Here is a 19567-nt window from a genome sequence, read left to right on the forward strand (position 1 = left end):
GTGACGGTGGTCAGAACCAGGACAGGAAGCCGTCCTCGACCACCGGCCGGACGTCGCCGACGAGGGGCCGCCCGGTCTCCAGCGAGGTGGCGGTCTGTTCCAGCAGGTCCGCGACGGACACGGGCCACGCCTCGAAGTCCAGGCCGTTCTTGCCGAACTCCCCGACCCGGCCGTGGCCGCCGGGGCGCTGATCGACAAGCAGAAAGCCGCCGGTGACGTCGTCGGCGAACGGCACCCACCCCGTGCCGGACAGCTCCGGGGTCTCGGAGACGACCTCGCAGAGCGCCGCCCGGTTGTCCACGATCTCCGCGACCGGCATTGGGCGGTACCCGGCCGGCAGCACCGCGGCGAACGACTCCGCACCGTCATGACGCAACAGCGACGCGACCAGGTCGGGTGGGAACGCCACAGACATCCGCCGTTGCGCCGCGTCGATGTCAGGTCCGGCGGCCGGCGGCAGCAGCGCACGGTGCGTCGCGGGCGCCCGCGCCGCCAGCCAGCTCTCGATGCGCAGCCAGGCGGCGTCGACCCGGGCGGAGACCTCCGCGCCCGGCCGGGTGGGTTCGCCACCGAGCCGGAACTCCCGGCACAGGTCCTCGTAGCCGTCGTCGCGCTCCGCGTGCGGCTGCGGTGCGGCCGGCATCCCGACCCCGGCCGGCGGCTCCGGGTCCGGCGTGGTCCGGTTGAGGTAGGCCAGCCCGACCGCGCCCACCGCCATGACCACGAAGATCACCAACACCAGGATCGCCGCGCGTACGCCCCCGGCCCGCGTCGACGGCGTGCGCATGCGCGCCTGGGCCGGCGTGGGCAGGGGAACGGGCGCGGGCCTGGCGTGAAGTCTCGGGTCCAGGAGCGCACGGGCGGAGTCGGCGTCCAGAGCACCCGGATCGGCGGGAATCCGCCCCGTGGGCCTCACCGGAGACAGGTCGTCGCCGGGTGCCGCGTCTCCGGTCGTCGCGTGTCCGGGCGTCGCGTGTCGGGGCGTCGCGTGTCCGGGCGCCGCGTCGCCGGGTGCTGCCTGTCCGGGTGCTGCGTGTCCGGGCGTCGCGTGTCCGGGCGTCGCGTGTCCGGGCGTCGCGTCCTCGGGCGTCGCGTCTCCGGGCGGTGCGTCACCGGCCGTGATGATCGCCGCCGCCAGCCCGCGCCCCTCGATCGCACCGATCATCCGGGAGACGTGGCCGGGCTCGCCCGGGTCACCGGTCGTGACCACGATGACCGGGGCGCTGAGCGCGTCAGCCAGGTCCAGGAGGGTCCAGCCGGTCGGCGCGAGCGGTCCCGCGGTCCCGATGACAAGCACGAGTTCGTGGGTGCGGGCGAGGGCCTCCGTCACCGCGACCGCGTCGGCCGGCCGCACGGGATCCTTCGCGCCGTCGCGCAGGACGACCCAGCTGCCCAGGTGGGCGGCCGGCCGCACGCCCGGCGCACCGGGAACGCCGAACGCCACGGCCGCGACCCGGGCCGTGGACGCCGCCGCGAGCACTGTCACCGCGCTCTCCCAGTCGGCGTCGGCCGAGGCGGGGGCGACGACCCAGGGACCGTTGTCCGGCCACCCGCTCCCGGCCGGTGCACGCGGACTGCGCCGGGCGGGGCGTGGCCCGATCGCATCGGGAACCGCGTGCAGCGCCGGATCGAGGAATCCGCGTGCGGTCTCCGGATCGACCTCGCGCACGCCGGCCGGGATCCGCCCGGCCGGGTCCGCGGGCAGGGACTTCGGCGCGTCGCCGACGGTGACAAGCGCCGATGCGAGCCCGCGCGCCTCAAGCGCCTCCACAGTCGTGTAGTTCACCCCGCGCGGATCGTCGCCGACCACCACGACTGTCGGCGCGCCGAGCGCGGCGGCCAGATCGGCCATCGTCCATCCGGTACGCCCGGCCGGCACCAGCAGCCCGCCCGCGTTGACGACAAGCACCAGGTCGTGTCCGTGGGCAAGTGCATCGATGATCCGCAACGCGTCCGCGAGCCGCAGCGGGTCCTTCGCGCCGTCGTGCAGGTCGGCCCAGGTGGCGACGTGCGTCAGCAGTCGCTTGCCGGGCGGTGTGCCGATCCCCACCCCGGCCACCGCCACCCGCGCCGTGGCGGCCGCGGCCAGGACCGTGGTGACGAGGTGCCAATCCGCGGTGGCGGACGTGGGGACGACGATCCAGGTTCCGCTCTGCGGCCATCTGCTGCCCACGCAGGATCACTGTACTGGGTGGCGCGCCTCCCGGTCGTACCCCCGAGATCTGATCTTGGATTTTGCACCTGGTGCGGGAGTAAGACACTGCTTATCGTCGATGGCCAGGAACGTGAATCAGACTCATGGGAGGACCGTCATGGGTCGGCGGTGGCCGGCAGACCGTGCGCGCGCCCGAGGGCCTGGGCAGGCGGCGACGTGGCGGAGGCGTTGCTCACCTGGAGGGTTCACCGAGGCGCGCGGGCGCTGCGTGCCAGGATCGCCAGGCGCCTGGCCGGATAGTCATTTCCGCGGGGCGAGCACAAAGGACGGAAGCTCGCTTTAGGGAAGCATTCCGTCAGGTCGGGCGGCTCACTCTCGCGGGTGCGTTGCGTAAGGAGCGCGGAGAGTTACCGTGGGAGGGAACGGGAGGAGCGGAGTGCACCTGTCAGTGCGCACGGACGACCTCGACCATGCGAGATCGGTCGTTGTGGACAGCTATTACAAATCGCGACTCGACGCGCTCGGCCGGGCGACCGCGGTCGGGGCCTCGCTCGACCTGTTGCAGAGCCCGGCCCTGACGGTCGGCGCGCTGCGGTTCGGTGTGGACATGCGGACCGTCACGCCTGAGCTCGGCTCGTACCATGTGAATCTGCCGGTCGGGAACGGGCGGATCAGCTGGGAGCAGCCGCACACCGGGCCGATGGTCGCCACCGTGCAGTCGGCAGCGGTGTTCCGGCCGGTCGGGCTCACCACTGTGAACCGGTGGGAGGCCGGGTGCATGATCCTCGCGGTGAAGGTGGACCGGGAGGTCATGGAGCGGGCGCTGCGCCGGATCATCGGGCGGCCGGTCGACGGGCCGCTGCTGCTGGGGCCTTCGATGGATGTGACGAGCGGCCCGGGGCGTACCTGGGCGGGTCTGGTCCGGCTCCTCGCCGCCGAGTCCCGCAACCCCGATGGGCTCGCCTCGCACCCGATACTGGGCCCGCCGCTCGCCGAGAATGTGGTGCGTGCGCTGCTGCTCTCCGTCGACCACCAGTACGCGGACCTGCTCCGCGAGCCGGTGGTGCGGTCCGCCTCCTCCGTGTCGATCCAGCGCGCGCTGGACGCGATCCACGACGCGCCCGAACGGCCGTGGACCCTCTCCGACCTGGCCCGCACCGCCCAGGTCAGCGTGCGCGCGCTGCAGATGGGCTTCCGGCGGCACTGCGGAGTCACCCCGACCGCGTACCTGCGCGACATCCGGCTCACCCGCGCACACCTGGACCTGTCCGCCTCCGACCCGGCGACCGCGGGCGTCGCGGAGATCGCCAACCGGTGGGGCTTCGTCCACCTCGGACGGTTCGCCGCCCGCTACCGGGAACGCTACGCCTGCCACCCGTCGGACACGCTCAACGGCCTGTGACGCACCACCACGCGGTGGAACGTGTGCTGCCCAAGCGAGTCCGGCGCGCTCATCCGCCGAGGTGTGCGGTCAGGGCCGCGTCGAGCAGCGCTTCCGGATCGGCCGCGTCCGTGGCCAGGGCGAGGCTGCCCCAGTGCCAGAGCTGGGCGATGCCGTGCAGATTGGCCCAGAGCGCGCCCGCGACGATCCGGGCCGGTGGTTCCGGTGCCGGCCGGGCCTCCGCCACCAGGTCGGTGAGCAGGGCGAAGAGCGGCAGGCTGGTGTCCCGGAGCCCGAGGTGCCCGCTGGCCAGGAGGTCATGGCGGAACATCAGCTCGTACCGTCCGCGGCGCGCCCCGGCGAAGTCGAGGTAGACGCGGGCGAGCACGCCGATCCGGGTGCGGGCGTCGGCGGGCGCGCCGGCCAGCGCGTCCTGCACGCGTGCGGTGAGGTCGGTGAATCCCTCGCGGGCGATTGCGGACAGCAGTTCGAGGTGGGTGGGGAAGTGACGGCGGGGCGCGCCGTGGGAGACGCCGGCCCGCCGGGCGATCTCACGAAGCGACACCGCCGCCAGGCCCTCCCGGTCGAGCAGGTCCCCGCCGACCTGGATGAGTCGTGCGCGCAGATCATCAGGCATAGCCACTGTTTATCAGACGGCGTAGACGCTGCCTACGAGCGGATGTAGCAGGTCCGGGAGCTGCGAAAATGCCAACGTGGCACCGAGATGGCGTCACAATGATGCCAACATGGCTTGTGGGTGGTGCCATGTGTGTGCCACCATGGTGCCATGGACTTGACCACGTATGTGAACAACCTCGGGCGCGAGTTCGCCACGCTTGCGGAGTCCGGTGGCGAGGAGGCGCGTGCGCTGGTCGAGCGCCTGACCGGGCCGCTGGAGTCGGCGATCCGGATGACGTTGCTTGAGGCGCTGGCCGCGGCGGCCGACGAGATCACCCGCGATCTCGCGCCCGGCTCGGTGGAGCTGCGGCTGCGCGGCCGGAATCCAGACTTCGTCGTCAGCACTCCGCCGGTGGAGCAGACGCCCCAGGCCGTGCCGGACGACGAGCCGGTGTTCGCGGAGGACGGTCCGGCGGCGCGGATCAACGTGCGCCTGCCGGAGCAGCTCAAGGCCGCGGTCGAGGAGGCCGCGGCCAAGGAGGGCCGGTCCGTCAACGCCTGGCTCGTCCGGGCGGCGGCGGCCGGGGTGCACCGTGCGGACCGGGAGCAGCGGCCCGCGCCGTCCACAAGCACCACACGCACCCAGCAGCGCTTCACCGGCTGGGTCCGCTAGGCCGGCGTCCGCGCCGGTTCGCTGAGAACACCTCACACACGTCCCTGACCTGCAGGGACGCCTCACTCACTCATCACAAGGGGACCACCATGCCTGTTTTCCAGACGCCCGAATCGATCGACGTCATCGTGGAGCTGAGCGTCGGCGACGTGCGGCTCGCCGCGAGCGACCGCACCGACACCGTCGTCGAGGTGCGGCCGAGCGACGAGAACAACGCCTCCGACGTGGAGGCGGCGGGTCAGATCCGGGTCGACTACGCGAACGGGACGCTGCGGGTCATCGCGCCGAAGCGCACCTTCGACTTCTCCCGTAAGTCCCGGTCGGTGCAGGTGACGATCGAGCTGCCGAACGACTCCCGGGTGACCGGGAAGGTGGACGCGGGCGACTACCACAGCGCCGGGCGCCTCGGGCAGTGCCGGATCAAGGTCTCGGCCGGCAACGTACGGGTGGAGCGCACCGGGGCACTGCACCTGGACCTGTCCGCCGGGCACATCACGGCGGACGCGATCGCCGGGGACGCAGACCTGCACACCGGCTCCGGCCGGATCCGGCTCGGCACGGTCGGCGGCACCGCGGTGATCAAGAACTCGAACGGTGACACCACGATCGACTCGATCGCGGGGGAGCTGCGGGTGCGCTCCGCGAACGGCGAGATCCGGGTCGAGCGGGCCGGCGCGGACGTGGACGTGAAGACCTCCAACGGCGCGATCCGCCTCGGTGAGGTGGGCGGCGGCGCGATCACGCTGGCCAGCGGCATGGGCGACCTGGACGTCGGGATCGCCGAGGGCGCCGCGGCGTGGCTCGAGGTCAACACCGGGTTCGGCAACGTCCGCAACGAGCTGACCAACGCGTCCGGCCCGGCGGACACGGACCGGACCGTGGAGATCCGCGGCCGTACCGCCTTCGGCGACATCATCATCCACCGCGCCTGACCGGGAAGGACACCATGACAATCACCGTGGCCGGACTGCGGAAGTCGTTCGGCGCCCACGTCGTACTCGACGGAATAGATCTTGAAGTGCCGGCGGGCACTGTCTTCTCGCTGCTCGGCGCGAACGGCGCCGGCAAGACCACCACCGTCAAGATCCTGTCCACGCTGCTGCGGGCGGACGGCGGCGAGGTCCGCGTCGCCGGCCACGATCCGGCACGCGAGCCGGACGCGGTCCGCGCCGCGATCGGCGTCACCGGCCAGTTCTCCGCGGTCGACAAGCTGCTCACCGGCGAGGAGAACCTGCGCCTGATGGCAGACCTGCACCACCTGTCCCGCGACGACGGACGCCGGGCCGTCACCCGGCTGCTGGAGACATTCGACCTGGCCGAGGCCGCGAGGAAGCCTGCCTCGACCTACTCCGGCGGCATGCTGCGACGGCTCGACCTGGCGATGACGCTTGTCGGCAACCCACGGGTGATCTTCCTGGACGAGCCGACCACCGGGCTCGACCCGCGCAGCCGCCGCGACATGTGGCAGATCGTCCGCGACCTGGTGGCCGGCGGCGTCACCATTTTCCTGACGACGCAGTACCTTCAGGAGGCGGACGAGCTGGCGGACCGGATCGCCGTCCTCGACCACGGCCGCGTGGTCGCCGAAGGCACCCCGGAACAGCTGAAACGCCGCATCCCCGGCGGGCACGTACGTCTGCAGTTCACCGACCCGCACGCCCTCGACGCGGCCCGCCGGCTGCTGACCGACGCCACCGGCGAGGGCGAGGCGGGCCGCGACCTCCTGCTCCGCGTGCCGAGTGACGGCAGCCTGCGCGCGCTCAAGACCCTGATCGACAGCCTCGACGACAATGCGGTAGAGGTCGACGAGCTTTCCGTCCACACCCCCGACCTCGACGACGTGTTCCTGGCCCTGACCGGGCGCCCGGCCGGCGAGCCCACCGAGAAGGTGAGCACCCGATGACCACCTATCCGATGCGCGACTCCGCCACCATGCTCCGCCGGAACCTCAAGCGCATGATCCGCTATCCGTCGATGACCGTCATCCTGGTGGCGATGCCTGTCATCTTCCTGCTGCTCTTCGTCTTCGTGCTTGGCGAGACGCTCGGCACCGGAATCAACGGCGGCGGCCGCGCCGCCTACGCCAACTATGTGGCCCCCGCGATCATGCTGATGACCGTACTGTCCACTGTGCAGGGCACCGCGATCTCGGTCGCGATGGACATGACCGAGGGCATCATCACCCGGTTCCGCACCATGCACATCGCCCGGGTCTCCGTGCTGACCGGGCACGTGGTGGGCAGCGTTCTCCAGGCGATGTTCGCCGTGACTGTGGTGACCGCCGTGGCGCTGCTCGTCGGCTTCCGGCCCACCGCCGGCCCGCTGGCCTGGCTGGCCACAGCCGGATTCCTGATCGTGCTGGCGTTCGCGTTCGTCTGGTTGTGCGTGGCGCTCGGCCTGGCCGCCGGAACCGTGGAGACCGCAAGCAACACACCCATGCCGCTCATCCTGCTCCCGTTCCTCGGCAGCGGCTTCGTCCCCACCGACTCGATGCCGACCGCCCTCCGCTGGTTCGCCGACTACCAGCCGTTCACCCCGATCATCGAGACGCTCCGCGGCCTGCTCACCGCCGCTCCGATCGGCAACAACGCCTGGATCGCGCTGACCTGGTGCGCGGTCATCGCGCTCGGCGGCTACCTCTGGTCAAAGCACCTCTTCAACCGCATCTCCTAACCCCTCACCCACCTTCCCCCAAACCCAACCACGCATCGGTACGACCGAGAACTCCCAGCCCGCGGCGGAGCCGCTCCACAGCCCCGCCCCTCCCCGCGAGCCGAACCCCGGCGCACCCAACAGCGACCAGCAGCCCCGTGGGTTCCGATCAGCTCCCCGTTCGGCGATCGTTCCGGCCACAGTGGACAGAATCGGCATCCCCCTCCTGCGCGGCTGAGCACCACAACCGGCCGCCGCGTCGTGCTGGCCGACCCGGCGGCCAGCGAGCCCTTGCCTCAAGCGAGGTCTGCCGCAGAAGCGACACTACTAACCTTCCGTGGTCAGGGTGAGGCGCGTCAGGGGCTTCTATATGACGAAATCGCGGGTGCGGAGTGCCCGACTCGCACCCCGACCGCGAAACCTCAGTAAAGTACATCCAGTAGCAAATCGGCTATCCTTTGATAAGTCGCAATGGCTGCGGAAATATCGGGAAAATCGTCCTCCTCTTCCTTTTCTGTACCGGACTGCCCGCCGTCATCGATCGCCAACCGTCGATAGATCAATGACCAGGTGAGGCGTGAGCACGTCATTCGCGCCAAATAGCGTGCTCACGCCTCACCTGACGCCCTTCACCCTCGCCACTTCTCCGCATTTCGCCCATATCGCCGCCACCACCACGCCTTTGACCTTGGTGTTGCGTGCGCAGCACACAAAGGTGACCGCCTGGCTGCCCCGTCTGCCATCGACCCGGCTCTGCCCGGGTCGATGGCAGACGGGGCAGCCAGGCCACACGAAACCCAACCACCGCGGGTTAGAAGGCGAAGCCGCAAGCTCTTTCGGTCGCCCCGGAGCCGGAGTGCTCCCCCCGGAGGGCCGCCGGAGGCAAAAGAACCGCAGCCAACCCGCCCCACCCCACCCGCCGACAGAAACGACAAGGCAGAAAGCGCACCGCCCCGTCGCACACATGGCAAGACATCAGGTCGCACAGCACCCGACGCCGTGCCTGAGTACTGACCTTCCGCGGTCAGGGTGAGGGCCTGTCAGGGAGCCTTCTATATAACGAAATATCGGGCACGAAGTGCCCGACCCGCACCCTACCGCGAAACGCCAGTAAGTCCCGAAATTTCAGGCACAGATCGCGCATCCAAGGTCTCTATATAACGAAATGTCGGGCACAAAGTGCCCGACTCGCTCCCCATCCGCGACCCCCCAGCAAGCAAATCGGCGAGCGCGGCCCGCCCGTGCTCTTTCCCGCGCCGCGCGGAACCGGCTCCGATGCGGCGGGGAAAGCGGAGCGCCAGCGGAGTCTTTGCCCGGCGCGAGGTTGGCCCGCGGGAGCATGCGGGCCGCACCACCGCGTGAGCGGGAAGATCTGGAATTGGATCTTCCCGCTCTTGCGCTGTCAGGTGTCCCAGGTGACCGGCAGGCGCTTCACGCCGAAGATGTCCGCGGTTTCGGGGCGCAACACTACCTGTTCCGGCGGCACTGCCAGCCGCAGCGTGGGGAGGCGGTCGAAGAGGGTGGTGAACCCGACGGTCATCTCGACGCGGGCCAGTTGCTGGCCGAGGCACTGGTGGATGCCGTGTCCGAAGGCGAGGTGGCCGTTGTGCTCGCGGGTCACGTCGAGCTTGTCGGGCTGGGTGAAGCGGGCCGGGTCGCGGTCGGCGGTGTGGTAGGAGAGGACCACTGTGGTGCCGGCCTCGACGAGCTGGCCGTCGACCTCGACGTCTTCCAGCGCGGTCCGCATGAACGTCTTGGCGACGGTCAGGTAGCGCAGCAGTTCCTCGACGCCGCGGGCGGGGTCGGTGCGGAACGCGGTCAGCTGGGCCGGGTTCTGCAGGAGCGCGAACGTGCCGAGAGCCAGCATGTTCGCGGTGGTGTCGAGGCCGGCGGCGAGCAGGAGCAGTGCGACGCCCTGTAGTTCCTCGTCGGTCAGGTCGCCTGTGGTGAGTTCGCTGAGTACGTCGTCGGTGGGATTCGCGCGCTTGGTGACGACCAGTTCGCGGAGGTAGCGCTGGGTCGCGGTGTAGGCGGCGTGCAGCTCCTCGTCGGTGACCTCGCCTCCCATGAACGTCTCGATCTGTCGCTGGAAGGAGCCGCGGTCCTGGTACGGCACGCCCAGCAGCTCGCAGATCATGATGGTCGGGATCGGCGCGGCGAACGCGGTGACCAGGTCGGCGGGCGGCCCGGTCTTCTCCATCGCGTCCAGGCAGTCGGTGGTGATCTGGGTGACGCGCTCGGTGAGCTGCCGCATGCGCCGCACGGTGAACCGGCGGATCAGCGGCTTGCGGTAGCGGGCGTGTTCCGGGTCGTCGGTGAGCAGGAACTCGCCGGGCGGCGCCGGTGGGACTGTGAAGTCGCCGACGTTCAGCAGGTCCTTGCGTGCGCTGAACCGCGGGTCGGCAAGGATCGCCCGCACCTGGTCGTAGCCGGTGACAAGCCAGCCGGGTTTCCCGTGCGAGTGGGTGATGCGGCTGATCGGGCCGTGCCGCTGCGCCTCACTCAGCTCCGGGGGTGGGTCGAACGGGCAGCCGGGCCGGCGGGCGACCGGCATCGCCGGGAGGGTATGCGTCATGACTGCTCCCTGTATCGCGATAGTGCTCGTTTGCGGTGAGTAAAACGCTAAGGCGGCCTAGACGTCGCTGTCAATTGCAGCTTCCGCGTAACAGCAGCTCACTGACACTAAAACGGTGCAATGACGATGCCGTCGAATGCACTGTCGCGTTGCAATGGATGGGGCTGAAGGCAATACTTGGCGCATGCCTGGAGGACGGTTGACCCAGCAGGAGCGTCAGCGGATCGCGGCCGGGCTCGCCGGCCGGCTCTCCTACGCGCAGATCGCCCGGCAACTCGCGCGGCCCACTTCGACGATCAGCCGGGAGATCGCCCGCAACGGCGGCCCGGGCGCCTACCAGCCTCAGCGCGCACACCGGGCGACGGCGATCCGGGCGCGGCGTGGCACGCCGGTGCCCCCGCCCGCGGACGGCTCCGCGGGCGGCGTGATCGACGACGAGATGATCGAGGTGGCGGTCCGGTCCGGGCTGCCCCGGCTGACCGCGCGCGTGCACATCGATCTGCTGCTGTCCGAGGACGGCCGGCGCACCGCGGCCGAGCTGACCCGCCGGCTGAAGGTCAGCCCGGCCTCCGTCTCCGTGGCGGTGAACTCCCTGGTCGAGAACGGGTACGTCAGGCGCGAGCGCGATCCGGAGCGCCGGCGCGACATCTACGTGGTCGACGACGCGGCCTGGTACAACTCCGTGGTGATCAGCTCGCGGCAGACGCTTGAGGCCGCGCGGTCAGCGCTTGCGGGCGCCGAGGCCGCCGGGCTGGACACCCCGGTCGGGCGGCGGCTGGCCCGGGGCGGGGCGTTCCTGGAGCGGATCATCCTGGACACGCTCGAGTCGGCCGACCGCTGGCGTCCGCTCCTGTCAGAACCGGGGTGAGGCGGCGGCCAGTGCCGGGATCTCGTCCGGCCAGACCGGCTTCGAGAACAGATAGCCCTGGCCGTACGGGCAGCCCATCCGATGCAGGGTCTCGCGCTGCTCCGCGTGCTCGATGCCCTCGGCGACCACTGTCAGGTCGAGGTTGTGGGCAAGCGTGACGATCGCGCCGACGAGCGCGTGCTGCTGCCGGCTGCCGATGATGTCGTCGATGAACGACTTGTCGATCTTCAGCACGTCGACCGGGATCTGGCGCAGGTAGCTCAGCGACGAGTAGCCGGTGCCGAAGTCGTCGATGGCGATCCGGACGCCGATCCCGCGCAGCTCGTCCAAGTCCGCGAGCACCTGGTCGGTGTCGCGGAGCACCAGGCTCTCGGTGATCTCCAGCAGCAGCGACGCGGGCGCGGCGCCGGTGCCGGCAAGCGCCGCGCGCACGGTGTCGACGAACCCGGGCTGGCGGAACTGGCGGGCGGAGACGTTCACGCTGACGTACCGCAGCGGCGTCTCCGGTCCCCAGGCGGTGAACTGGCGCAGTGCCGCGCGCAGCACCCACTCGCCGATGCCGACGATCGCGCCGCTCTCCTCCGCCAGTTCGATGAAGTGGTACGGCCCGAGCAGCCCGCGCTCCGGGTGCTGCCAGCGCACCAGCGCCTCCAGGCCGACGACCGCGCCGCTGTCCACCTCGACGATCGGCTGGTACTGCAGCACGAACTGCTCCTGCTCGACCGCCTCCTGCAGCGCCTGGCGCATCGCCAGGCGTTCCACCATCGCGGTGTGCAGGTCCTGCCGGTACCGCTTCCAGTCGCCCTTGCCCGCGCCCTTGGCCAGGTACAGCGCCAGGTCGGCGTGCCGCAGCAGCTCGGTCGGGTTGGCGGCGTCCGCGCTTGTCGCCACGCCGACGCTTGCCGCGCCGCTGACCACGTGCCGGCCGCCGATGCCGTCACTGACCTGGGCGGGCACGCTCAGCGCGGCGACCACGGCCGCGGCGATCTGCTCGGCGCCGCCCTCCTCGGCCGCGTGCTCGACAAGGATCGCGAACTCGTCGCCACCCATCCGCGCGGCCGTGTTGTACTTCCCGGCCGCGCCCGCGATCCGGCCCGCGACCGTGACCAGCAGCTGGTCGCCGACCGCGTGCCCGAGCGTGTCGTTGACCTCCTTGAAGTCGTCCAGGTCGACGAAGAGCACGCCGATTGTGGCGCCGGCCAGCGCGGCACGCACGTAGGACTGCTCCAGCCGGTCGCGGAACAGCACCCGGTTCGCCAGCCCGGTCAGGCTGTCGTGGAACGCCTGGTGGGTGAGGTCGTTCTCCAGGCGCCGGCGCTCGGTGACGTCCCGGATGGTGAGCACCAGACCCCGTACCGTGGGATCGTCGTGCAGGTCCCGGACCGTGCACTCGACCTGCAGCAGGCGCCGGTCCGCGCGGACCGCGGTGAGATCCAGGCCCTCCGCGGCGGTCCGGCCGCGAAGCACCTCGTGGTGGGTGTCCGCGATGATCCGCAGCAGCGGCATGCCGTGCAGGTCCGGGTAGCCGAGCAGCGTGGTGGCGGACGGGCTGGCGTACCGGATGCGGCCGTCGTCGCCGACGATCAGGATCACGTCCGACGCGCTCTGGATCAGCGTGCGGAAGTACGCCTCGCCGTCGCGCCGGCTGACCTCGGAGGCGAGCGCGATCCGCTGCAGGACCGTGCCGATCTGCGCGTGCAACGCCGCAAGCGTCGGGTGCACCTCGCGCAGCGCGGCAGGCGTCGCGGACAGTCGCAGCGCGGCGGACCGCAGCGGCGCGCCGGGCAGGATCGTCACGGCCTCGAGCAGGTCATCGTCAAGTCGCACCCCGGGCTGGAACGGGCCGTACCGGATCGGCTCGTGACTGATCCGGTACTCCGCGCCCGCAGGCAGGATGGACTCGACCGCGGCCGCGACCGCAGCACCCATCTCGTCATGCGTGGTGGCCGCGGCAAGCGTCTCCGCGGTGCGGCGCAGCGTGCGCTCACGGTCCTCGGCCCGGCGCTGCGCGGTCAGCAGGCCGTGCACCCGCGCCATGGCCAGCACGAACATCAGCCCTGCCGCGGCAGCGATGACCGGCGCGTCGATCACGGCGCCCTGCGCGTACTCGACAAGCAGCACGGCCGGCGCGATCAACGAGGCAGCGGTGAGCAGCGCCAGCCTGCGGAACACGGCCCGGGTGCCGGAGCCGGGCGGCGCCGCGGACACGTCGGTCATCACGGGCATCGTGGGCTGCAGCGCGGCCAGACCGGCGCAGCCGTACATCAGGACCCAGCCGAGGTCGATCGGGCCGCCGATCGACCAGCTCGCGTCGAGCCGCGCGAGGCTGAACGCGACGTCCGAGGAGAGCAGCCCGAGCACGGCAACGGTCAGCAGCTTCACAGGTGACGGCTTGCGCCCCGGCACGGTCAACAGCCGGAGCAGAAGACCAAGAGCCAGGACATCGCAGAGGGGGTACGCGACGGAGAACGCCTTCTCCACAGGCGTCAGATCGGTGGCCCGCGCGTAGGGAGCGATCAGGTACACCCAGGTCAGCAGCCCGAAGCTGACCGTGGGCACAAGCGCGTCAAGCAGCGCGGCCCGGTTGTGGTCCCCGGCCCGGGCCCGCACGAACAGCAGCAGCCCGCCGCCGAGGAGCAGGTAGACCAGCAGGTAGAGCACGTCGGCGACGCCCGGGTACGGTGGCTGGACCTCCACCGTCAGGTAGATGTTGTTGATCATGTCGCCGGCGATGAACACGACAAGCGCCGCCGTGATCAGCAGCCAGGGCAGCGGCTGCGCCGGACGGTGCACGCGCACACCGGCCAGGATCGCGGCCGCGCCGGACAGCCCGATCAGCGTCCAGAGAAGGACCCGCTGGTCCGGCCAGGCGTAGTACGCCGAGGTGAGCGCCGCCAGCCAGGCCAGGTAGACCGCGCGCCAGTACCCACTCCTCATGTACCCCTGATCGGCACCCTTTCGCCGTTCCTGACCGGCCCGCGTATTTCGGTCCTTCCGCCTCGTTCGCCGTCTCCCGGACCGGGCCACGGACCGGGCATCGGACCGGCGTCAGACCCGGCGTCAGACCCGGCGTCGGGCTCGGGGTCAGGCCGAGGCGATGGCCAGCGCGAGGGGGATCGCCGCGAGGACGGTGAGCACGGCTGGCATCGGCAGGTTCTCGGTGTCGCGGGCGCGCAGGTGGGTGAGCACCGCGCCGGCGAAGTACAGGAGGAGGCCGGTGGCGGCTGCGATGCCGATCGGGCGCCAGGCGATGCCGATCCACAGGCCGGCCGCGCCCGCCAGGTTCAGCAGGCCCAGCGGCACGAACCAGGACGACGGCACGCCGGCGTGCGACAGCTTCGAGACGACCCGTTCGGATCCGCGGATCTTCGCCAGTCCGGTGCCGACGTTCATCAGGCCGAACACGACGGCGGCCACGGTGTAGGCAACAAACATTGTGAGCTCCCTTAATGATCCAGATGCAATAATCGTTGAAAGGCTACAACGATTGACCACGACATACAATTGGCGGAGGTTAAGATGCTGGGGTGACATCGCCACCGCACACCGCGCTCCCGGTTGAGCTGGGCGTGCTCCTCGCCGGCCGCGGCGCGGTCGCCAGCGCGCGCGTGCGCGATGCGCTGGCCACCGAGGGCCTGACCATGCGTTCCGTCTTCACGCTGCGGCACCTGGCCGACGGCCCGGTCAACCAGCAGACGCTTATCGACCTGCTCGGCGTCGACCCCAGCTCCCTGGTCGGCGTGCTCAACGAACTGGAGGGCCTCGGCCTGGCCTCCCGGCAGCGCGACACGGCCGACCGCCGCCGGCACATCGTCACGCTGACCCCGAAGGGTGCCGCCACCCTCCAGGCCGTCGACGACGTCCTGGACAAGGCGGACAACGACCTCTTCGGCGCGCTCTCACCCAGAGAACGCGACCAGCTCAACCGCCTCCTCATCAAGGTCGCCGACACCGCCTCCTGCGCCGACAAATTCTGAGTTCTGCCGAGTTCCTCGCCAGGACGCCGGAATGGTTGCGGACGACCCCGGGTTGGCCAGGATGTGACGACTATCGGATTGATCGGCAGCGGGAACATCGGCGGAACCGTGGGGCGGCTGGCGGTGGAGGCCGGCTACGACGTGGTGCTCAGCAACAGCCGCGGGCCGGAGACGCTGGCCGGGCTGGTGAGCGAGCTGGGACCGCGAGCCCGCGCGGCGACCGCGGCGGAGGCGGCCGCGGCCGGGGACATCGTGGTGGTGACCGTGCCGCTGAAGGCCTACCGTGAGGTGCCGGTGGCGGAGTTGAGCGGCAAGGTTGTCATCGACACCAACAACTACTATCCGGACCGGGACGGGAAGATCGCGGAGCTGGACGACGAGTCGGCCACGACAAGTCAGCTGCTCCAGGCGCACCTGCCGGAGTCGCGGGTGGTGAAGGCCTTCAACAACATCTACTACGTGCACCTGGCGTCGCTCGGCCGTCCGTCCGGAAGCGCGGACCGGTCCACGCTTCCGATCGCCGGTGACGACGCGGCCGCGAAGAAGACGGTGACCGAGTTCCTCGACGCGATCGGGTACGACGCGCTCGACACCGGCGCGCTCGCGGACAGCTGGCGGTTCCAGCGCGACCGGCCCGCCTACGTCGCGCCCTACGGCGAGCCGGCCGGCACCGCGACCGCGGCCTACCTCACTGAGCGACTCTCCGCCACCGAACGCTGATCAGAGCTCGTCCGTGGTGATCAGGCCGTCCTGGAGCGCGCGTGCGACCAGGGCGGCCTTGGTCGGGGCGTCCCGTCCCACGTTCGCGTACTTGATGCGCACCCGCTCCAGGCACGAGTTCACCCGGTGCACGGTGATTGTCAGCCGTCGCGCGACCATCTCCTTCGACTCGGAGTGGAACCACTCGATCAGCACCTGCTGCTCGCGCGGGGACAGCCGCGGCCGGTGTGAGCGCTCGTCCGTGCCGAACGCGCCGGATAGCGTCGGTGGCGTGTAGGGCGCGCTGGCCGCGGCCGCGTGGATCGCGCCGACCAGGTGGTCCTCACCCTCGGCCTTGGTCAGGAACGTGAACGCGCCGATGTCCAGCGCGGTCAGCGCGGTCTCCCGGTCCGCCCGCATGGTGTAGACGACGACCTGGCGTCCCGCGTCGACCAGGCGCTTGAGATCGCCGAACGCAGGGCCGGTCGAGTCGAGCTGCAGGTCGAGCACCACCACGTCGGCCCGGTCGCCCGGGTCGAGCCACGCGGCGGCGACGGTCGGCCCGGCAGCGACGACCTCGATGGGCGGGTCCGCGAGCGCGCACCAGGCGCGCACGCCCGCCACGACGACGGGGTGATCGTCCACGATGACCGCGGTGGTCATTTACTCTCCCTGCCAGGTCGCCTGAATCCACAGCCGGCCGCCGTCCTCCACGATGGACCGTTTCACACCGTCACGGTCCGGCACCGGCGGCAGTCGCATGCACGCGGCCACCACGCTTACCGTGACCGCGTCGCGCGTGCCCGCGACAGTGAGCCGCGCCTTGCCGTGCGCGGTGGCGAGCGCCGCGATGGCCGGCTCGATCAGCCTGCGGCGGACCGGCGGCGTGAGCGCGGGAAACGTGCCGAACTCGGTGAATGACACCGCGACGCCGTTGCGCTCCGCCTCCTCGACGCAGGCGCGCAGCTCGTGGAAGAAGAGCCCGTCGTCGTCGGCAATCAACCGGCGCATCCGCGCGGCCTCACCCGCGCACGCGACCCGCACCGGCCCGTCACCCGGATCAAGAGCACCAGAGGCCAGACCCTCCAGCAGCGGTACGGCAGTGGCCGTCAACGCCGCGATCCGGCCGGTCCGGTCCGAGTGTAGATGCCTGTCGACCGCCTCGGACGTACGCACCCGCTCGGCCGCGTGCAGCGCGCGGGCTGACGACGCGGACATGCCACGAAGCACCGCCGCGATCATCGCGATCGCGAGCTGGTAGGTGAGCACGGCCCAGGTCGCGCTCACCGCACCGGCCACGCTCAGCGCCGCGTCGCCGGCCAGCACGGCCTGCCCGAACGTCATCAGGTACTGGGCCGCGAGCACGGCCGCGAAGACCGGCACCCGCGCACCCATCATGAGCAGCACGATCGGCCAGCCCGCGTCGCCCTCGGACCAGTGCGCGGGCCCGAGCAGGTACTCCGGCCGCACTGACCAGGTGGCCAGCGCGGCGAGCGCGAACACGAGCGCGATGAGCGGCGCCCGCCACCGGCCGGGCGGGCGCTTCCGGAACGCCGTGAACAGGATGATCCCCACCAGACCCACCCAGGTGGCCACCTGCGGCCAGAACGCGGTGTAGGCGGCGCGGCTGGCAAGCATCCGCGGCAGGTCAAGCAGGACCAGGATCGCCAGGCTCATCACGATCACGGCCCAGCGCAGGCCCCGCTGGAACGAGGTGGCGATCACGTCCCGGTCACCCGTGTCCTCCGGGGTGACACGCGGGCAGGTGAGCGTGACAGTGGTGCCGTGGCCGGGCGTACTGTCGATCCGCGCCCGGCCGCCGATCCTTGACATCCGCTCGATCAGTGAGCGCGTCACGCCGTACCGCTGATGGGTGATGATCTGTGGGTGGAAACCGCGTCCCTCGTCGACGATCTCGACGGTGACGAGCGCGCTGTCCTCGCGGACCCGGATCTCCGCCCGTTCGGTGCCGGCATGCCGGGCCACGTTGGTGAGCGCCTCACGCACGCCGCGGCTGAGCGACACCGCGTCGGCCGATGGCAGGATCAGGACCTCCGGGGTACGCCAGGTGATCTGCAGCGGCGCGTGCCGGGCCACCTCGTGAAGCAGCGGGACCAGGTCCGTCTCGCCGTGCGCCGCGTCCTCGGAGCGGTGCAGTTCGCGTAGATCGCGGCGGGCCTGCGCGGCGAGCCACGGCTCGGGCCGGGCGACGATGCCGCTGCCGACCATCATCAGCGTGGCGGCCGCGGTGTCGTGCAGCGCCGCGAGGTACTCCCGTTCGCCGGCCCGGCGCGCGGCGGCGATCTCCGCGGCCCGGCGCAGCTCCGCGGCGCGCGCGATGATCCGGTCCGAGGTGCGGGCACCCCGCCGCACGAACCGGTACAGCCCCCAGGACAGCGCCGCCTCCGCCGCCGTCCACGGCCCGAGCGTCGGATCGACAAGCCAGCCGCCCGGATCCGCAAGCGTCGCGCCGGCGTAGTAGACCGCGATGATGGCGCCGGTGGCCCCGATCATCGCCGGCCCGCCGAGCTGCCACGGGTAGGTGATCACCACCATGTTGATCGCGATGAGCACCCAGGTGGCGCCCGCGCGCGGGTCCGGCGTGACCGTCCAGGGCAGGCTCAGGCAGATGCCGCCGACCGCCAGAACATCGATCAACGGCACCCATCCGCGGGTACGGGCGGAGCCGCGCACCATCACGGCCGCGTAGAGCAGGCTCCAGGCGGTGAACGCCGTGATGACGGCCGCGGCCACGGTCCGATCGGGCATCGGCGCCAGCGCGAGCGCGGCCGCACCGGACAGTCCGATCACGACGATGCGGAGACCGAGCGCATACGTCAGCCCTTGTTGAAGAAGCCTCTGCTCGACCGCGCCCGGCACGGGGTCATGGTATCGCCGCGGCGCTCGATGGGGGTCGATCGACCATCACGGTCTGCGTGGCGCCGTCGATACGTTTTGGGGGACGGCCTTCGCGGGTGTTCTGGCCTTTGGTCTTCGGCTTTCGGCGTGGACCTTCGAGTGTTGTTCGGGGCGGTTTCGGTTCTTCGAGCGTTCTGGTTCTTCGAGCGTTCTGGCGCTTCCAGTGCTTCCAGTGCTTCGGGTTTCGAGTTTCGGGTTTTCGAGGGGGAGACATGGTGTATCCGGTTGCGCCGCCGCTGCGCCGGCCGAGTGTCAGGCGCAGGGCGGCCGCCCGGACCGCCGCGGCCGTGCTGCTCGCGCTGGTGCTTGTGGTCGCGGTGCAGGCGGTGCAGCTTCACCGGCTGCGCGACGACCTCACCCGGGCGGAACGCGGCGCCGAGGAGGCCGCGGCCGGAACTGCCGACCGTCTGGACAGTGTGGACGCGCGACTCACCGCGATCGAGGAGCGCAGCCGGCAGATCTTCGACCCGGAGGCGGTCGCCACCGCGGTGCTGCCAAGCGTCTTCCAGGCGATCGCGGGCGACTTCACGGGCAGCGCGTTCGCGGTCGGCGAGGCGGAGTCCGGCAGAAGCAACGTGCTGACCGCGTTCCACGTGGTCGAGGCGGTCTGGCGGACCGACGACAAGACGGTCACGTTGGAGCGCGACGGCAAGCGCTACACCGCGCCGATCACCAAGGTAGACGAGGCGCTTGACATCGCGCTGCTTGAGGTCCACACCGAGTTCGCAGGCCTGAGCACCGCGGCCGAGCCGCCCACCTCCGGGGAGAACGTGCTCGTCGTCGGCGCCCCGCTCGGCCTTGCGCAGAGCATCACCACTGGCGTGGTCAGCGCGGTCCGCGACAGGTCGGACGGCCCCGGAACGATGATCCAGTTCGACGCGTCCGTCAATCCCGGCAACTCGGGTGGCCCGGTCATCAACACCGGCAAACAGGTCGTGGGCATCGCCGACGCCAAGGCGCGGGACGCGGAGGGGATCGGGCTCGCGGTGCCGATCCAGGCCGCGTGCAAGACCTTCCACGTGTGCTGATTCCTCAGGTGATCAAGAAAGG

Annotated in this window: 16 protein-coding genes; 9 read left to right on the forward strand and 7 right to left on the reverse strand. The window is 70.9% G+C overall.

The genetic code is table 11. The features are described from left to right. Positions 1 to 10 precede the first annotated feature (10 nt). A complete protein-coding gene (locus ACIA8K_RS39165) occupies positions 11 to 2173 on the reverse strand; it encodes an SMI1/KNR4 family protein (protein WP_396068564.1) in 2163 nt (720 codons plus the stop codon). Between the two features lie 418 nt (positions 2174 to 2591). Between ACIA8K_RS39165 and ACIA8K_RS39170 the strand changes: the two genes are divergently transcribed. Continuing rightward, positions 2592 to 3557 (forward strand): AraC family transcriptional regulator, encoded by a 966-nt coding sequence (locus tag ACIA8K_RS39170; RefSeq protein ID WP_396068565.1) that lies wholly within the window; start codon positions 2592 to 2594, stop codon positions 3555 to 3557. A 49-nt stretch (positions 3558 to 3606) separates the two neighbouring features. Here the strand turns inward: ACIA8K_RS39170 and ACIA8K_RS39175 are convergent, their stop codons facing one another. Continuing rightward, positions 3607 to 4173 (reverse strand): TetR/AcrR family transcriptional regulator, encoded by a 567-nt coding sequence (locus tag ACIA8K_RS39175; RefSeq protein WP_396068566.1) that lies wholly within the window; start codon positions 4171 to 4173, stop codon positions 3607 to 3609. 150 nt (positions 4174 to 4323) lie between these two features. Between ACIA8K_RS39175 and ACIA8K_RS39180 the strand changes: the two genes are divergently transcribed. The 4 genes from ACIA8K_RS39180 to ACIA8K_RS39195 all read left to right on the forward strand — a co-directional run bounded on the left by ACIA8K_RS39180 (position 4324) and on the right by ACIA8K_RS39195 (position 7500). Continuing rightward, positions 4324 to 4827 (forward strand): YlcI/YnfO family protein, encoded by a 504-nt coding sequence (locus ACIA8K_RS39180; RefSeq protein ID WP_396068567.1) that lies wholly within the window; start codon positions 4324 to 4326, stop codon positions 4825 to 4827. An 89-nt stretch (positions 4828 to 4916) separates the two neighbouring features. Beyond that, the gene (locus ACIA8K_RS39185) at positions 4917 to 5759 is read left to right on the forward strand and encodes a DUF4097 family beta strand repeat-containing protein (protein WP_396068568.1); all 843 of its coding nucleotides are present in this window, start codon (positions 4917 to 4919) and stop codon (positions 5757 to 5759) included. A gap of 14 nt (positions 5760 to 5773) precedes the next feature. Further along, a complete protein-coding gene (locus ACIA8K_RS39190; protein ID WP_396068569.1) occupies positions 5774 to 6730 on the forward strand; it encodes an ATP-binding cassette domain-containing protein in 957 nt (318 codons plus the stop codon). Beyond that, positions 6727 to 7500, forward strand: a complete 774-nt coding sequence (locus tag ACIA8K_RS39195; RefSeq protein ID WP_396068570.1) for an ABC transporter permease — start codon at positions 6727 to 6729, stop codon at positions 7498 to 7500. The genes ACIA8K_RS39190 and ACIA8K_RS39195 overlap by 4 nt, the downstream gene beginning before the upstream one ends. 1381 nt (positions 7501 to 8881) lie before the next feature. Here ACIA8K_RS39195 and ACIA8K_RS39200 read toward each other — a convergent pair. Further along, positions 8882 to 10054 (reverse strand): cytochrome P450, encoded by a 1173-nt coding sequence (locus ACIA8K_RS39200; RefSeq protein WP_396068571.1) that lies wholly within the window; start codon positions 10052 to 10054, stop codon positions 8882 to 8884. A 184-nt stretch (positions 10055 to 10238) separates the two neighbouring features. Between ACIA8K_RS39200 and ACIA8K_RS39205 the strand changes: the two genes are divergently transcribed. Then, positions 10239 to 10922, forward strand: coding sequence for a helix-turn-helix domain-containing protein (locus ACIA8K_RS39205; protein ID WP_396068572.1), 684 nt, complete (start codon positions 10239 to 10241; stop codon positions 10920 to 10922). On the opposite strand, the gene ACIA8K_RS39210 is transcribed toward ACIA8K_RS39205, so the two are convergent. Both ACIA8K_RS39210 and ACIA8K_RS39215 read right to left on the reverse strand, forming a co-directional pair. After that, the gene (locus ACIA8K_RS39210; RefSeq protein WP_396068573.1) at positions 10908 to 13859 is read right to left on the reverse strand and encodes a putative bifunctional diguanylate cyclase/phosphodiesterase; all 2952 of its coding nucleotides are present in this window, start codon (positions 13857 to 13859) and stop codon (positions 10908 to 10910) included. The genes ACIA8K_RS39205 and ACIA8K_RS39210 overlap by 15 nt on opposite strands. Positions 13860 to 14006: 147 nt before the next feature. After that, the gene (locus ACIA8K_RS39215) at positions 14007 to 14357 is read right to left on the reverse strand and encodes a DoxX family protein (protein WP_396068574.1); all 351 of its coding nucleotides are present in this window, start codon (positions 14355 to 14357) and stop codon (positions 14007 to 14009) included. A gap of 92 nt (positions 14358 to 14449) precedes the next feature. On the opposite strand from ACIA8K_RS39215, the gene ACIA8K_RS39220 reads away from it, so the two are divergent. After that, entirely contained in the window at positions 14450 to 14899 is a 450-nt protein-coding gene (locus ACIA8K_RS39220) for a MarR family winged helix-turn-helix transcriptional regulator (RefSeq protein ID WP_396068575.1), read from the forward strand. Positions 14900 to 14962: 63 nt separating this feature from the next. Next, a complete protein-coding gene (locus tag ACIA8K_RS39225; RefSeq protein ID WP_396068576.1) occupies positions 14963 to 15619 on the forward strand; it encodes an NADPH-dependent F420 reductase in 657 nt (218 codons plus the stop codon). Here ACIA8K_RS39225 and ACIA8K_RS39230 read toward each other — a convergent pair whose 3' ends face one another. After that, positions 15620 to 16261 (reverse strand): response regulator, encoded by a 642-nt coding sequence (locus ACIA8K_RS39230; protein WP_396068577.1) that lies wholly within the window; start codon positions 16259 to 16261, stop codon positions 15620 to 15622. Next, positions 16262 to 18478 (reverse strand): sensor histidine kinase, encoded by a 2217-nt coding sequence (locus ACIA8K_RS39235; protein ID WP_396068578.1) that lies wholly within the window; start codon positions 18476 to 18478, stop codon positions 16262 to 16264. 251 nt (positions 18479 to 18729) lie between these two features. On the opposite strand from ACIA8K_RS39235, the gene ACIA8K_RS39240 reads away from it, so the two are divergent. Continuing rightward, positions 18730 to 19545 carry a S1C family serine protease gene (locus ACIA8K_RS39240; protein WP_396068579.1) on the forward strand — a complete coding sequence of 272 codons (816 nt, stop codon included), beginning with the start codon at positions 18730 to 18732 and terminating at the stop codon, positions 19543 to 19545. Positions 19546 to 19567: the final 22 nt, after the last annotated feature.

Source organism: Catenuloplanes sp. NPDC051500 (assembly GCF_044454585.1).
Lineage (GTDB): Bacteria > Actinomycetota > Actinomycetes > Mycobacteriales > Micromonosporaceae > Catenuloplanes.